This is a genomic window from Nocardioides sp. CCNWLW239 (genome assembly GCF_037137035.1).
Lineage (GTDB): Bacteria > Actinomycetota > Actinomycetes > Propionibacteriales > Nocardioidaceae > Nocardioides.
Genome location: NZ_JBBBNW010000001.1, coordinates 650,567 through 664,677, shown reverse-complemented (window position 1 = coordinate 664,677; position 14,111 = coordinate 650,567). Strand labels below are relative to the sequence as shown.

Below are 14,111 nucleotides of genomic sequence, written 5' to 3'. Positions count from 1 at the left end.
AGTTGAAGTGAGCTTGAGGTCAAGGGATTTCTACTCCGAGATGTTCAGCTCGACCTCTCCATGGTCCGTACGCCGACCAGGACGCCGAGCACGGCGACGGCCGTCGCTGCGACGAAGCCGCTGATGACGACATCGGCCGGGAACTCGCCGGCGAAGAGTGCGCGCTCCGCCTCCACGACGTACGTCATCGGGTTGATGTCGCTGAGGAACCGCAGCCAGCCAGGGGCGCCGTCGAGGGGGAGGAGCACGCCGGAGAGAAGGAGCAGTGGGAAGATCAGCATCTGCTGGACGGTCCAGAAGACCCAGTCCTGCTCTTTCGCGGCGGTCGCCAGCGCGAAGCTGAGCGCGCCCAGCCCGATCGCGAAGAGCGAGACGATGACGGCTCCGACCAGCACCCCGCCGAGGTGGAGGTCGAAGCTGAACGGGGTCACCACGGCGAGGATGACGGCCGTCTGGAACAGCACCGGCACGACTTCCTTCAGGGCGCGTCCGACGAGCAGCGACGGCCGGGACAGGGGCGAGACCAGCAGCCGCTCGTGGGAGCCGGAGCGGATCTCCGCGGTCAGGTCCGCGCCGGTCATCGAGGCGCCCATCAGTGCGGTCATGACGACGATCCCGGGCACGAACCACTGCAGCGCGCTGCCGCTCTCGACGGCGGGCAGCAGCGGTGCGAAGAGGCCCAGGAAGACCAGCGGCTGCACCATCGCGAAGAGCATGGAGGCGGGCTGGCGCAGCTTGGGGGTGAGCTCGCGGACCAGGACGGTCCAGGTGTCGGTGAGGAAGCCGGTCGGCCGGCTCAGCGGCCGGGTCGTGCGCCGGACCTGGGTGGCCGGGATGGTGAGGGTGGTCATGCTGCTGCTCCTTCGGTCTGGGTGGTGGAGTCGGCCGACTCGCGCAGGCTGCGGCCGGTGAGGTCGAGGAAGACGTCGTCGAGGGTGGGGGCGTGGACCTCCATCCGGATCGCGGGCGTGCCGTGCGCGGCCAGGTCGATGGCCAGTGCCGGGGCGCTGTCGGCGCCGCGCGGGGTGCGGATCGAGACCTGGGTGCCGGCTCTCTCGATGAGGGTGGACCCGGACAGCGCCGACTCGGCGCGGGAGGCCGCGGTCGCGGCGTCCGACTCGGTGCCGAAGCCGAGGAGCACCAGGTCACCGAGCCTCTCCTTGAGGCGGGAGGCGGTGTCGTCGGCGATCACCACGCCGTGGTCGATGACGATCACTCGCCCGGCGAGCGCGTCCGCCTCCTCCAGGTAGTGGGTGGTGAGCACGATCGTGGTGCCGTCCTCGTGGAGTCGACGGATCTGCTCCTGGAGGTTGGCGCGGTTCTGCGGGTCGAGGCCGGTCGACGGCTCGTCGAGGAACAGCACCTCGGGGTGGTTGAACAGCCCGATCGCGATGTCGAGACGTCGCCGCTGGCCGCCGCTGAGCGTCTGGACCGGGCGGTCCGCGTACTCCTGCAGGTCGAAGGCGGCGAGCAGCTCCTCGATCCGCGCCTTCGCGGCAGCACGCGGGATGCCGTGGGCGCGGGCCTGGGACATCAGCTCGTCGCGACCGCGCTGGACGTACGCGGCGGCGTTGCCCTGACCGACGTAGCCGATCGAGCGTCGAACGGCCGAACGTGCGCGGACGACGTCGTGGCCGGCGACCTCGGCGGTGCCGGAGGTGGGCGGGATGAGGGTGGTCAGCATCCGCAGGGTGGTCGACTTGCCGGCTCCGTTCGGGCCGAGGAAGGCGACGAGCTCACCTCGGTTGATCTCGAGGTCGAGCCCGCGTACGGCCTCGACGGTCTTCTTGCTTCGGGTGAAATGCCTGGTCAGTGCCTGAGTGCGGATCACCGACCGCTGGTTGGTGTGGTTCGTCATGTCTCCAGCCTCGGAGGTAATCCGGTCAGTTCCTGGCCGCTTTCGAATTTCTGCAGCAATCTGGTTTAGAAATCCGACCCGCGGGTAAGAGACAGGTGGCGCCGCGGCGGGCGGCTCGAGGAGGGGGCGAGCCGCCCGTCGCGCGGGCTGACCCGAACTCCGGGCAATCAGGTCACAAGATGACCGCAATGATGCTTAGAGTCGACAGCATGAGCGAGCACCAGCGAGCGACGCAATGAGTACGAGCGCCCGGATGCTGCAGCTGCTGTCGCTGCTGCAGACCCACCGTTTCTGGCCCGGCACGGAGCTGTCCGAGCGCCTCGAGGTCAGCGAACGTACGCTGCGCCGAGACATCGAGCGGCTCCGAGATCTCGGCTACGACGTGGACGCCAGCCGCGGCGTGGCGGGCGGCTACCAGCTCCGCGCCGGCAACGCGCTGCCGCCGCTGCTGCTCGACGACGAGGAGGCGGTCGCGATCGCGGTCGGGCTGCGCACCGCCGCCGCCGGACTGGTGGCCGGGATGGGGGACACCTCCGCCCAGGCGCTGGGAAAGGTCATCGCGCTGATGCCGCCGCGGCTACGGCGTCGGATGGACGCGGTCACGTCTCAGACCGACTCGCTCCCCTGGGGCGGCCGGGTGCCGCTGGACGCCGGCGTGCTCGGGATCCTGGCGCAGGCCTGCCGCGACGACGAGGCGCTGACCTTCACCTACCAGGCGCCCGAGGCCGAGCCGACCCTGCGTCGCGTCGAGCCGCACCGGCTGGTGACGCTCGGCAACCGCTGGTACCTCCTCGCCTATGACCGGCTCCGTCAGGACTGGCGCTCCTTCCGGGTCGACCGGATCAGCGACCCGGCGACCACCGGCCAGCGGTTCCGTCCGCGGGAGATCCCCGGCGGAGACGCCGCGACGTACGTCCAGGCGGGGATCCGCTCCCGGCCGGCTGCCCACGACGTCTGTGTCCTGATCCGAGCCGAGGCCGACGTGGTCGCGCGGCGGGTGGGACGTTGGGGCCAGGTCGAGGCGGCCGAGGGTGGCTGCCGACTGCGGATGCAGGTCGACGACCTGGGCTGGCCGATGATGATCCTCGCCGGCGTCGAGGCCGACTTCACCGTCGAGCAGCCCGCCGAGCTGGCCGAGCTGGTCACGCAGGTGGGGGAGCGGTTCGTCCGTTCAGGCTCCTGAACCGGCCGAGCGAGCCTGCCACTCCTCGCGCAGGAGCCCGTAGACCACCAGGTCCCGGCGCCCGCCCGGATAGGCCTGTGCGCCGCGCAGGGTGCCCTCGTGGGTGAACCCGAGGCGTTCGGCGACAGCACGGCTGCGCTTGTTCATGACAGAGGTGTCGATGATCGCCCGGGCGATGTCGTACTCCCCGAAGAGCATGTCCAGCAGCGCCGAGACGGCCCGGGTGATCAGGCCGCGGCCCTCGTAGGCCTCGCCCAGCCAGTAGCCGATCGTGGCCGACTTCTCATAGAGGTTGATCCTCGCGGTCGTGGCGCCGGCGACCTCGCCGTCCTGGCGGATGATGCACGGGATCGCCTCGCCCTTGACCCACTGGTTCAGCAGGTAGGTGCCGAACCCGGAGACGCTCAGCATGGTCTGCTGCCCGTGCGCCCACGGCTCCCACTCGCGAAGGTGGTCGAGGTTGGCGTTGATGAGCTTGTGGACGGCGAAATCCGTCGATCGGTCGCGCAGGACGATCTCCGCGCCGTGCCCGAGGTCGATGTTGAACAACTGGTCTCCTACCGTGCCGGACCGGGACCTGGATCGTACGCTTCCAGCCCTGATCCGCCGTCGCGCAACGCGTCGAGGAGCAGCGTGCCGTACTCTCGCATCCGCCTCAGCACCGGGACCACCTCACCCTCGAAACGACAGATGACCGCGTACGCAGCCCGCCGGCCATCGACCTCGAGCAGCCCGACCTCGGCGCGGACGCCGTCGTCGGTGCCGGTCTTGCTCCACACCTGCAGGGCATCCGCCGGACCGGCAGGGACCGGCTCGGCGTGTGCCAGCGGGTCCAGGCCGAAAGCGGAAGAGACCATCGACAGGTCCGTGGACGGGGCCAGCCAGGACAGGACGGTCGGGTGCGGCGTACGGAAGTAGTGGACCCAGTCGGCGGCACAGCCGATGGAGAGCATCGGCGGGTCCTCGGGCGCTCGTACGTCCCGGACGACGTCGTTCAGCATCGACCCGCCCGGCGCCGACCGTGCCGCAACCGCCTGGACCGGAGCGAGACCGACGTGGTCGAGGAGCACGTTGGTGGCCAGGTTGTCCGAGACCGCACCGACCAGCCGGGCGCAGTCGGCCACGGTCAGCGCGGGAGCGTCGAGGTGCTGCCACAGCCCGCTGTCGGCCACCGGGGCAACGCTGTCCTTGCGCAGCATCCGCCGCGCCAGCGACGGATCGTCGTCGAGCAGCTCAGCGAGATGGTGCAGCAGGAACAGCTTCCCGACGCTGGCCGTCGGCAGCAGCAGGTCCGGCGCGGTCTCGAGGAGCACCTCGCCGGAGCCGATCTCGACCGCGAGGACGGACCATTCCGTCGACGAGCTCATCGCGGCCGGCCTAGACCGGGGCCGAGGACTGGTCCTCGCGCAGCTCGCCGACGACCTGGATCTTCTGCCAGATCTTGCGCGAGAGGTCGACGGTGAGACTCTCGACGGTGCTGACCGTGGCGAGCACGACGTTGTCCTGGGACTCCTCGGCGCAGAGCGCGGCAGTCTTCCCGACCAGGCTGAGCAGCTCGGAGCAGTAGTCCAGGTAGTGGATCAGCTGGTCGGCGTCGAGGGTGAGCCGGACGCTGGCCGAGGTCGGCGTGAACCCCGTGCGCAACCGCTCGGGATCCTTGGTCAGCTGGTGCATGTCGATGATGTGGGCGAGCGAGCGCAGCCGGTGCAGCAGCCTCAGTGCCCGCGACCGCAGCAGCCGCTCCGGGATCGTGTAGAGGAAGAAGATCGCGACCGCGGCGAAGATGAGGTCGTTGACCGTGCTCTCCATCAGCGGCAGCCACTGGACGCCGGTGAGCGTCTTGTCGCCGAAGGCCGTCGCGAGGGCCCAGATGATGGCGCCCAGCGCGAGCGCGAGGACGACCAGGATCAGCACGCGTGAGACCGCGCGCGTCCACAGCAGCCGCTTGCGGAGCCGGTCACCGGCGCCGGAGGACTCCCTGATCAGGTCGATCAGCTCCTCGGCGACCTTCACCAGGCCGCGGTCGGGGAAGCGCGCCGCGATCCGTCCGTGCAGCGTCTCGGCGGTGTCCAGCACCATCGCCGACTCGAGTCTCTCCAGTCTCACGTCACCGGAGCGTAGTGGTCGCGCGCGGTCACCGTGGCCGACTGCCGCAGATAGGCTGACGACGTGCCAGCCCGACTCAAGCCCGCGGCCGCCGCCGACGTGGCCGCCGCCCTGGATCGCGTACGTTCCGAACCCCCGGCCAAGGCCGACCTGCGGCTTCTCACGAAGCACTTCCTCGCCGTGCTCGAGGAGCGTGCGCCGGGCAAGAGCGTCGAGGTGCGTGTCCCCCCGTACGCCGCGGTGCAGTGCATCGAAGGCGTCCGGCACACCCGGGGCACCCCGCCGGCGGTGATCGAGACCGACGCGGCCACCTGGATCGCTCTCGCCACCGGGGCGATGACCTGGGCCGATGCCGTCGACGGGGCCCGAGTCAGGGCCTCGGGAGAACGCACCGACCTGTCGGCGTACCTGCCCCTGGACGGGTAGTGCCGGGGTAGTCCGGGAGCGAACTGCCTATATACCGGCCAGTAATAGGCAGTTCGCTCCCGGACTACCCCGGTGACCGGTGGGTTATCCACAGGTCACCGGAATCGGAATGCGGTCGGTCCCGGTGTGGGCGCACGCTGGTGGCATGGCGAAACGTAGACCGCACTTCGAGCCGAATCCGTGGTCGGAGGACCGGCCGCAGGTGGTGATGCCGGTGGCCCTCGACCCCACGGGGAGGACTGGGCCCACGACCAGGCAGAGCCGCGGCCGCAGATGGAGGCGGGTGTGGCGTGGACTGTACGTCCCCACGACCGTCAACTCGTCCGACGCACAGCAGCGGGTGATAGAAGCTGCGGTCCTTCTGCCCAACACGGGCGCTGTGACCGGATGGGCGGCATACGCCTGGGCCGGTGCCACGTGGTTCGCGGAGATGGGCGAGTCCAGGCCGGTGACCTTGGCGACGTACGGTCACAAGATTCTCGCCCAACCTGGTCTGGCGATCTCCGCAGAGCGGATGCCGCCGCAGGAGCGTTGCTGGATCGACGGGATCCCGGTCACGAGTCCCGCCAGATCGATCGTGTTCGAGATGCGGCACTCGCCGGACGTGCGTGAGTCGGTGCGGTGGCTCGACCTGGCGATGGCTAGCGATCAGGTCAGTCTGATCGAAGCGGCGGCGTACATCTCGACGCTGAACGGCTGGACCGGGGTCGGGATGGCTCGGGAAGCGCTCGTTCTTGCCGACGAGAACGTCTGGTCGCCGCGGGAGGTCGACCTACGACTCCTGTGGCGGATCGACCTCGGGCTCACCGAACTGGTGTGCAACCGCCCGGTCTTCGACCTAGACGGTCGGCACATCGGGACTCCCGACGTACTCGATCTCGAAGCCGGCGTCGTGGGCGAGTACGACGGAAAGCTCCATCTGGAAGGCAAGCGCCGGGCTGCCGACATCAGTCGCGAGGGCCTGTTCCGGGCGGCTGGCCTCGAGTACGTCACGATGGTGTCGCGCGACATCGGCGACCCGAGCGGTTTCCTCCGCCGCACCCTGGAGGCCAGATCTCGTGCCCGCCGGATCCCCGCACCCGACCGCCGCTGGACGATCGAGCCTCCTCGCTGGTGGACCCCCACCCACACCGTCGAACAGCGTCGTGCCCTGAACGACGTACAGCGGGACCGCTTCCTGGGGAAGCGGGCGGGATGATGGGCGCCGTCGGGGTAGTCCGGGAGCGAACTGCCTAGATACCGGCCAGTAATAGGCAGTTCGCTCCCGGACTACCCCGGCGCTGAGGCCCCCGGATAATCTCACCCTATGAGCCACTCCACCGAAGACATCAAGACCCGGGTAGACGACCTCTTCCCCCAGATCCGCAAGGACCTGGAGGACCTGGTGCGGATCGAGTCCGTGAGCGCGGACCCGGAGCGCCTGAGCGAGGTCGAGAAGAGCGCGGAGAAGACCCGCGACCTCTTCGCCGCCGAGGGGTTCGACGTGGAGATCGTGCGGGCCTTCGACGGCGCCCCGCCGGCAGTCGTCGGCGAGCGGAAGGGCCCCGAGGGTGCCCCGACGGTGCTGCTCTACGCCCACCACGACGTCCAGCCGGAGAACGACCACGCCGACTGGGACACCCCGCCGTTCGAGCCGACCGAGGTCGGCGACCGTCTCTACGGACGCGGCGCGGCCGACGACAAGGCCGGGATCGCGGCCCACCTCGGCGCGGTCCGCGCGCTGGCCGGCCTCGACGAGAACGGCGAGCTCCCGGTCACGGTGCGCCTCTTCATCGAGGGCGAGGAGGAGGTGGCCTCCGCGACCCTGCCCGAGCTGCTCGGTAAATACCAGGACAAGCTGCGGGCCGACGTCATCGTCATCGCCGACTCCGGCAACTGGGACATCGGCGTCCCGGCACTGACCACGTCGCTGCGCGGTCTCATCCGGGTCGACGTCGAGCTCCGCACCCTCGGCCACGCGGTCCACTCCGGCATGTGGGGCGGCCTCGCCCCCGACGCGATCATGGCGCTCGTTCGCCTCCTCAACACCCTCTGGGACGAGGACGGCGCTCCGGCCGTCGAGGGCCTCGTCTCCGGCCCGGCGGCCGACGTCGACTACCCCGAGGAGCGGCTCCGTGCCGAGTCCGGGGCGATCGCCGGCCTCGAGTGGGTCGGCAAGGGCAGCGCCGTCGAGCGGATGTGGACCCAGCCGGCGATCACGATCACCGGTCTCGACGCCCCCAAGGTCGATGGTGCCTCGAACACGCTGGCACCGAGCGCGCGCGCCAAGGTCACCATCCGGATCGCGCCCGGCGACTCCGGTGAGAACGCCGTCGCCGCCCTGCAGAAGCACCTGGAGAAGAACGTCCCGTGGGGAGCCGAGCTGACCACCAAGGTCGTCGACACCGGTGAGCCGATCGCCCTGGACGCGACCGGCCCCGCCTACGACGCCGCCCGCGCGGCGTTCACCGAGGCCTGGGACGGCACCGCCCCGATCGACATGGGCGTGGGCGGCTCGATCCCGTTCATCGCGGAGTTCCTCGACGCCTTCCCGCACGCCAGTGTCCTGGTCACGGGCGTCGAGGACCCCGACACCCGCGCCCACGGCGCCAACGAGGGTCTCCACCTGGCTGAGTTCCGCCGGGTCGTCGTCGCTGAGGCTCTGCTGCTGCAGAAGCTGGGCAACCGCTGACCGTTCACCGAGTTACCCTTCGACAAGCTCAGGACATCGCCTCGGTCGAGTAGCACTGCCTTCGTGGAGCTCCGCGAAGGCAGTGCGCGCTCACCGAGTTACCTCGGTGAACATCCACCCCCTAGACCCCAGGCAGCGTCAGCGCCACCCGGGTGCCCTCGCCGGGGCGGGAGTCGAGCTCGACCAGCCCATGGTGGCGCGTGGTGATGATCTGGTCGACCAGCGTCAGGCCGAGCCCGGCTCCGCGTGAACCACCGAGCGCGGAGTTGGAGCCTCGGAAGAACGGCGCGTAGATCTGCTGCTGCTCCTCGTAGTCGATGCCGACACCGGCGTCGGCGACGATGATCGTGACCTCGCTGCCGGCGCTGTAGAGCATCACCTGCACCCGGGAGCCCCGGTAGCTGTAGGTCAACGCGTTCTTCACCACGTGCAGGAAGGCAGCGCGCAGCTCGCGGGGGTCACCGACGACGTACGCAGGTCCGGTCGGTGTCGTCAGGACGCACTCGATGTCCTTGTGGGTGGCGTCGGGATCGAGCTCGTCGAGCACGTCGTCGAGCATCTCGGAGACCTCGATCGTGGTCTCTCCCGGGGCGTTGGCTGGGTCGCGGATCCGGGAGAGGAGCAGCAGGTCGCTGACGATCCCCTCGATCTGGGCGCTGCGTACGGTGAGCGTCTCGACCTGGACGATCCACGGCAGGGTGTTGGGCTGCTCGGCGCTCAACGCGTTCAGCGAGGTGCCGAGGGCGTTCACCGGGATCCTGAGCTCCCGGGCGACGGCCTCGATCAGCCGGTTGCGTTCGCGATCGGCCTCGGCGAGCTGCCGGGCGAGGTCGCGCTCCTGCGTGTAGGCGTCGGCGGTGAGCACGATGCGGCCGAAGTCGCGGCCCAGCTCCATCGCCAGCCGGCCCTCGGCATCGGTCCAGGCGGGCCGCCCGGGCGACCGGAGCAGCACGATGTGGCCCAGCCACTCGTGGTCGGCACCGACCGGCACCACCAGGGCGCTCTCCGCTCCCAGGGTCGTGAAGAACTCGTCGACGACGACGGCCTGGGTGTTCCAGTCGGGGGAGCTGGAGATCCGGTCGCGGGACAGGATGGAGTAGGTGCCCTCGGCCCAGTAGTGGGACGTGTTCTTGGCCGTGAGCGCAGCCAGGGCCGGGTCGGGATCCCAGCTGAGACCCGGGGTGGCGTGCACGACCATCCGCCTGCCGGGGCCCTTGGTCGCCATCCAGATCCCATCGGCTCCGAGACCGCGGATCAGTGCGTCATGACTGGCGTCGAGCACGTCGGAGAGGCTGAGCTTGGAGCTGGCATCGCGCAGGAACTCCTTCGCGGTCTCGAGGTTCGCGGCGCGCTCGTAGAGCCGCTCGCGCTCGAGGTAGCCGAGCACCACCCGCTGTGCACGTTTCGCGAACCGGTTGAGCACGCGGCGCTGGGTGAAGTCGGGTCGGCGGCCGCTGATCGGCATGTCCACCGAGAGACAGCCCTGGATGGTGCCGTCGTCGCCGAAGATCGGTGCGATCAGCATGTCGTGGGGATGCCACGCGTCGGCCGCGTCGATCATGTTGCTGGTGGAGACCCAGCTGCCCTCGTGAAGGTGCGCCCGCTCGTGGGGGATGAACCGCCACGAGCCCCAGTTCTCGCCGCGGGACAGGTTGTCGCGCAGGTCGTGGAGAGCCCACCGGGTGCCGAGGATCTCCTCGGCCGTCTCCCGCTGCCCGTGGGCGTTCAGGCCGCTGGTGAACCCGTGGACGGCGACCACCTCGAGCTCGTCACCGCGGGTGACGTTGATCGCGGCGATGCCGAAGCCGAGCAGCTCGCAGATGCCCTCGGCGATCATCTGGAGAGCAGGATCGACGGCCAACGGTGCCACAGGTGACGACTGCCTGCCCGGCGTGCTCGTGTGCACGTCGAGGGCGCCGACTGACTGTGGTGGGGGCATTTCTTGCTCTCGGGTAGGTCGTTCATGCCGGGTGTTGCTACGGCGTGGCAGTCCTGAGGACCGGGGCACCACGGAGTGTTGCATGAATCACCGAACCTGTGCAGACATAGGCCGCGGTCTCGACCAGATTGTGACGTACCGTTAATCAACCGAGATGAGGTCGTTGGCCAGCGGCAGCACCAACGAGACGCGGGTGCCGGTGCCGGTCTCCGAGCGCAGCGTGACCCGGCCGTCGTGGCGGTGGGCCACCCGGTCGACGATGCTGAGCCCGAGCCCGACACCCTTCCGGCCGCCGATCGCCTGGCTGCTGCCGCGGTAGAACTCGGTGAGGACCTGGGACTGCTCGGCGGCCGGGATGCCGACCCCGTTGTCGGTCACCGAGATCGCCGCCTCGCTCGCGCTCTCCACGATGTAGAGGCGTACGTGGCCGCCACGGTGGGTGTAGACGAGCGCGTTGTCGACGAGCCGGAGGACGGCCGCCTTGATCTCGCTGCGGTCACCGAGCACCTGGACGCTGTGATCGGGGACGTCGAGGCTCACCTCGATGCCGCGCTTGTCGGACTCGTAGGTCCTCTGCTCGTGGATCTCGCGCAGCAGCGGCACCAGATCGACGTAGGTCAGGGTGGGCCGCGACGACGGGTCGGAGAAGCGGGAGAACAGGAGCAGGTCGTCGACCATCGCGACCAGCTGGTCGGAGCGGCTGATCAGATTGCCGACCTGCTGGAACCAGGTCGGTGACCCGCGATCCTCGTGACGTATCGCGTCGATGCCGGTGGTGAGCGCGGTCAGCGGGTTGTGCAGCTCCTGCGCGACGGACTCGATCAGCCGGCTGTGGACCTTGTCCGCGGTCGCGAGCCGCTGGGCGAGGTCGCGCTCCTGGGTGTAGGCGTTGGAGGTGAGCACGATGCGCCCGAAGTCGCGGCCGAACTCCATGGCGAGACGACCCTCGGCATCGGTCCAGCGTGGCCGGCCGGCGCCACGCACCAGCACGAGGTGGCCCAGCGCCGTCGTCTCGACGCCGATCGGCACGACCAGGAGCGAGTCGGCGTTGACGGCGTCGAGGAACTCGATGCCGATCTTCGCGAGCTTCCTCCTCAAGGTGGTGTCGCCGTTCAGCAGCATCTGGTCGAGCACCTCGCGGTTGACGATCGCGTGCTGCCCCTCGTTCCACCGCCGACTGCTCTGGTAGGCCTGCCCGATCGCGATGTTGGCCTCGGTGACCTTCCAGCCGAGGCCGGGAGAGACGTACGCCACCGACCCGCCCTCGCCGTCGTCCGCCTGCACGTAGAGACCGTCGGCGTCGAGACCTCGGCTCATCGCCTCGTGGGTCGCCTCGAGAACGCCGGTGAGACCGAGCTGGGAGTTGGCCTCGCGCAGGAAGTTCTGTGCCTCGAGCAGGTTGTTGGCCCGCTCCTCGAGATATTCGCGCTGCAGGGTCAGCAGCACCGCTCGCCTGGCCTGGCGAGCGAACCGGTTGAGGATCCGCTGCTGCCGCCGGCCGGGGCGGCGGCCGTTGGTCGGGCGGTCGATCGAGAGTACGCCGACGAGCTCGCCGTGCTCGTCGTAGAACGGCGCCAGCAGCTCGTCGAGCTGATGCCAGTCCTGCGGGTCCTTCATGATGTCTTCGTCGGTGTCGGGGACCCAGTAACCCTCCGCGGCCCCGATGGTGTTCTTCTCGTGCGGGACGAACTTGATATCGCCCCAGTCGACGGACATGTCCAGCAGGTCGGTGACGACCGAGACCGGGAACCGGGTGCCGAGCATCTGGGCGACGGTCATCTCACCGTCGACGGTGTGGCCGGTCTCGTCGCCGTAGGCGGCGACGATCTCGAACTCGTCGCCCCGGCGGATGTTGATCACGGCAGCGCCGAATCCGACCAGCTCGGTGACCCCCTCGGCGATCAGCTGGAGACCGGGATCCGGGGTCGGGTACGCCTCGGAGGCGCCGTCTGGCACGTCCGGACCCTCTGAGGGCGTACTGGTCATGAGTTCTCCGCCGAGATGAAAAATGCAGCCCCGTCAGCGGGGCGTAAGGTTAAACAATGGGCAGCGTCACACGGAATGTGCTTCCTGCGCCAGGGGTGGAGTCGACCGATATCAGTCCGCCGCGTCGGCTGACGATCCGCGACACGATGGTCAGACCGAGCCCGGTGCCCGGCTGCTTGAGCGCCGTGGGGTTGGTCGAACGGAAGAACTCGGTGAAGAGCCGGTCCTGGTCCTCCGGCGAGATCCCGAGGCCGTGGTCGGTGACCCGCAGCTCGAACCAGCCCGGGCTGGTGCGCGTGCTCACGATGACCTGACCGCCCTCGGGGCTGTATTTGATCGCGTTGGTGACCAGGTTGATCACCACCCGGTCCAGATCGCCCGGCGCCAGGGTCACGTAGACGTCCTCGGACGGCATCTCGAAGACGAGCTCGTGGGCGTCGCTGGTGGGCATCTCGGCGCTGAGCTGGCTGTAGACCTCCTCGAGCACGCCGACGACCTGGATCGGCACCGTTGCCGGCAGGTGGTCGGGATCGGAGACCTTCGACAGCATCGCCAGGTCGGCCACGATCTTCTCGGTGCGGTCCCGGTTGCGGGTGAGCGCGGTCAGCACCTCGGCGTACTCCTCCTCGGACTCCGCGTAGGGCAGCGACTCGATGTTCCACCGGAACGCGGAGAGCGGGTTCTTCAGCTCGTGGGCGACCGTCGCGATCAGCCGGCTCTTGTGGGCCTCGAGCTCGCGCAGCGAGTCGACCGCTGCCTTCTGGCGCAGGTAGGCCCGGGAGTTGTGCACCACCCGGCCGAAGTCGCGGCCGAGGTCGGCGGCGGTGATCAGCTCGAGCTCGCTCCAGTGGGGCTTGTCCGGACCTCGGCCGAGAAGCATCGCGCCGTACCACGTCTGGCCGGAGCCGATCGGGACGCCGACGATGGAGCCGACCTTGTAGTGGCGGATCCACTCGGTGATCAGCCGCTGCGCCTCCGGGTCGGGGTGGGGCAGCCGCTCGGCCCCGTCGGGGGTCTGCACGGTGATGCTGCGCTGGTCCCACAGATATTGCCCGTATTCGACCATGTAGGGACTGGTCAGGTCGCCGATCGGGAGCTTGAAGTCCTCGCGGTAGACCTTGGTGCGGATGCCGCGGCCGCCCGGCTTGGACATGTGCAACCAGAAGTCGGTCAGGTCGAGCACGTCGACCAGCCCCGTGCTCAGCGAGTTGAGGATCTCGTCGGGATCCAGCTCGCGTCCGGCACGGCGGATGACGTCGCGGGCGGCCTCGGCGAGGCGTACCTGCTCGGAGAGCTCCTCACGCTCCAGGGCGAGCAGGATCGCGCGCTGCGCCTGCACCGCGTGGCGGCTGAGCACGGCGCGTTTCTCCGGGTTGGGGCGCAGCCCGTCGGTCGGGATGTCGACGATCAAGGTGCCGCGGAGCCTGCCGGCGTCGTCGCGCAGCGGCGCGACCAGCAGGTCGAGCGGGTTCCAGGCGCCGGCCGCGTCGATCGGCTTCATCGTCGGGATCCAGCCGTAGACGTCGGCGGACGGGTCCAACCGCTCAGCGGGCACGAACTTGAAGATGCCCCAGTCGTCGGCCCGGGCGAGCTCGGCCTCGAGCTGCTCGATCGGGGTGACGATGCCGAGCAGGTCGGCGCGGGCGGACTCCTGGCCCGAGACCACCACCATGTGGAGATGTCCGTCGGCACGCGCAACGCTGATCGTGGCCATCTCGAAGCCCGCCAGCGCGGTCAGGCTGTCGGCGATCAGCTGGAGGTCGGAGAGGTCCTCACCGGGGGTGAGCAGGCCGCCGATCTCGGCCAGATCGGTCGTGATCGTCGTCATCGTCGTGGTGAGGTCGCTTCTGGCGCGGTTCCCGCCCAACGGTGGGGGCGCGAATCCCGGTGGCACCGTGAGTCGGTGACCGCCGGCGGGCTTGGGCGCTGGAGAAGTCATCGG

General features: G+C 69.4%; 12 protein-coding genes. 4 read left to right on the top strand and 8 right to left on the bottom strand.

Annotated features, from left to right (window positions below; translation table 11 throughout):
* Window positions 1-44 precede the first annotated feature (44 nt).
* Window positions 45-851: an ABC transporter permease gene (locus WBG06_RS03270; RefSeq protein ID WP_336735078.1), complete on the bottom strand. Its 807-nt coding sequence runs from the start codon at window positions 849-851 to the stop codon at window positions 45-47.
* Entirely contained in the window at window positions 848-1,858 is a 1,011-nt protein-coding gene (locus tag WBG06_RS03265; RefSeq protein WP_336735077.1) for an ATP-binding cassette domain-containing protein, read from the bottom strand. Before WBG06_RS03265 ends, WBG06_RS03270 begins: the two co-directional genes overlap by 4 nt.
* Window positions 1,859-2,093: 235 nt before the next feature.
* Here WBG06_RS03265 and WBG06_RS03260 point away from each other — a divergent pair, with 235 nt between their 5' ends.
* Window positions 2,094-3,041, top strand: coding sequence for a helix-turn-helix transcriptional regulator (locus WBG06_RS03260; RefSeq protein WP_336735076.1), 948 nt, complete (start codon window positions 2,094-2,096; stop codon window positions 3,039-3,041).
* On the opposite strand, the gene WBG06_RS03255 is transcribed toward WBG06_RS03260, so the two are convergent.
* The 3 genes from WBG06_RS03255 to WBG06_RS03245 are packed head-to-tail and all read right to left on the bottom strand — an operon-like array spanning window position 3,030 to window position 5,147.
* Window positions 3,030-3,590 (bottom strand): GNAT family N-acetyltransferase, encoded by a 561-nt coding sequence (locus tag WBG06_RS03255; protein ID WP_336735075.1) that lies wholly within the window; start codon window positions 3,588-3,590, stop codon window positions 3,030-3,032. The genes WBG06_RS03260 and WBG06_RS03255 overlap by 12 nt on opposite strands.
* Window positions 3,591-3,598: 8 nt before the next feature.
* On the bottom strand, window positions 3,599-4,408 hold the full coding sequence (locus tag WBG06_RS03250; protein ID WP_336735074.1) for a serine hydrolase: 810 nt from the start codon (window positions 4,406-4,408) through the stop codon (window positions 3,599-3,601).
* A 10-nt stretch (window positions 4,409-4,418) separates the two neighbouring features.
* Entirely contained in the window at window positions 4,419-5,147 is a 729-nt protein-coding gene (locus WBG06_RS03245; RefSeq protein WP_336735073.1) for a hypothetical protein, read from the bottom strand.
* Window positions 5,148-5,210: 63 nt separating this feature from the next.
* Here WBG06_RS03245 and WBG06_RS03240 point away from each other — a divergent pair, with 63 nt between their 5' ends.
* From WBG06_RS03240 to WBG06_RS03230, 3 genes are all read left to right on the top strand, one after another.
* Window positions 5,211-5,573: a sterol carrier family protein gene (locus WBG06_RS03240; RefSeq protein WP_336735072.1), complete on the top strand. Its 363-nt coding sequence runs from the start codon at window positions 5,211-5,213 to the stop codon at window positions 5,571-5,573.
* A gap of 430 nt (window positions 5,574-6,003) precedes the next feature.
* The gene (locus WBG06_RS03235) at window positions 6,004-6,771 is read left to right on the top strand and encodes a hypothetical protein (RefSeq protein WP_336735071.1); all 768 of its coding nucleotides are present in this window, start codon (window positions 6,004-6,006) and stop codon (window positions 6,769-6,771) included.
* A gap of 108 nt (window positions 6,772-6,879) precedes the next feature.
* Window positions 6,880-8,244 (top strand): dipeptidase, encoded by a 1,365-nt coding sequence (locus WBG06_RS03230; RefSeq protein ID WP_336735070.1) that lies wholly within the window; start codon window positions 6,880-6,882, stop codon window positions 8,242-8,244.
* Between the two features lie 121 nt (window positions 8,245-8,365).
* Here WBG06_RS03230 and WBG06_RS03225 read toward each other — a convergent pair whose 3' ends face one another.
* The 3 genes from WBG06_RS03225 to WBG06_RS03215 all read right to left on the bottom strand — a co-directional run bounded on the left by WBG06_RS03225 (window position 8,366) and on the right by WBG06_RS03215 (window position 14,108).
* On the bottom strand, window positions 8,366-10,114 hold the full coding sequence (locus WBG06_RS03225) for a sensor histidine kinase (RefSeq protein WP_336735069.1): 1,749 nt from the start codon (window positions 10,112-10,114) through the stop codon (window positions 8,366-8,368).
* A 210-nt stretch (window positions 10,115-10,324) separates the two neighbouring features.
* A complete protein-coding gene (locus WBG06_RS03220) occupies window positions 10,325-12,169 on the bottom strand; it encodes a sensor histidine kinase (protein ID WP_336735068.1) in 1,845 nt (614 codons plus the stop codon).
* A 49-nt stretch (window positions 12,170-12,218) separates the two neighbouring features.
* Window positions 12,219-14,108, bottom strand: coding sequence for a sensor histidine kinase (locus WBG06_RS03215; protein ID WP_336735067.1), 1,890 nt, complete (start codon window positions 14,106-14,108; stop codon window positions 12,219-12,221).
* Window positions 14,109-14,111 lie beyond the last annotated feature (3 nt).

Excerpts from the sequence above, each read along its gene's own strand:
- WBG06_RS03270 (WP_336735078.1), bottom strand. The coding sequence starts at position 851 with ATGACCACCCTCACCATCCCGGCCACCCAGGTCCGGCGCACGACCCGG.
- WBG06_RS03265 (WP_336735077.1), bottom strand. The coding sequence starts at position 1,858 with ATGACGAACCACACCAACCAGCGGTCGGTGATCCGCACTCAGGCACTG.
- WBG06_RS03260 (WP_336735076.1), top strand. The coding sequence starts at position 2,094 with ATGAGTACGAGCGCCCGGATGCTGCAGCTGCTGTCGCTGCTGCAGACC.
- WBG06_RS03250 (WP_336735074.1), bottom strand. The coding sequence starts at position 4,408 with ATGAGCTCGTCGACGGAATGGTCCGTCCTCGCGGTCGAGATCGGCTCC.
- WBG06_RS03235 (WP_336735071.1), top strand. The coding sequence starts at position 6,004 with ATGGGCGAGTCCAGGCCGGTGACCTTGGCGACGTACGGTCACAAGATT.
- WBG06_RS03230 (WP_336735070.1), top strand. The coding sequence starts at position 6,880 with ATGAGCCACTCCACCGAAGACATCAAGACCCGGGTAGACGACCTCTTC.
- WBG06_RS03220 (WP_336735068.1), bottom strand. The coding sequence starts at position 12,169 with ATGACCAGTACGCCCTCAGAGGGTCCGGACGTGCCAGACGGCGCCTCC.
- WBG06_RS03215 (WP_336735067.1), bottom strand. The coding sequence starts at position 14,108 with ATGACTTCTCCAGCGCCCAAGCCCGCCGGCGGTCACCGACTCACGGTG.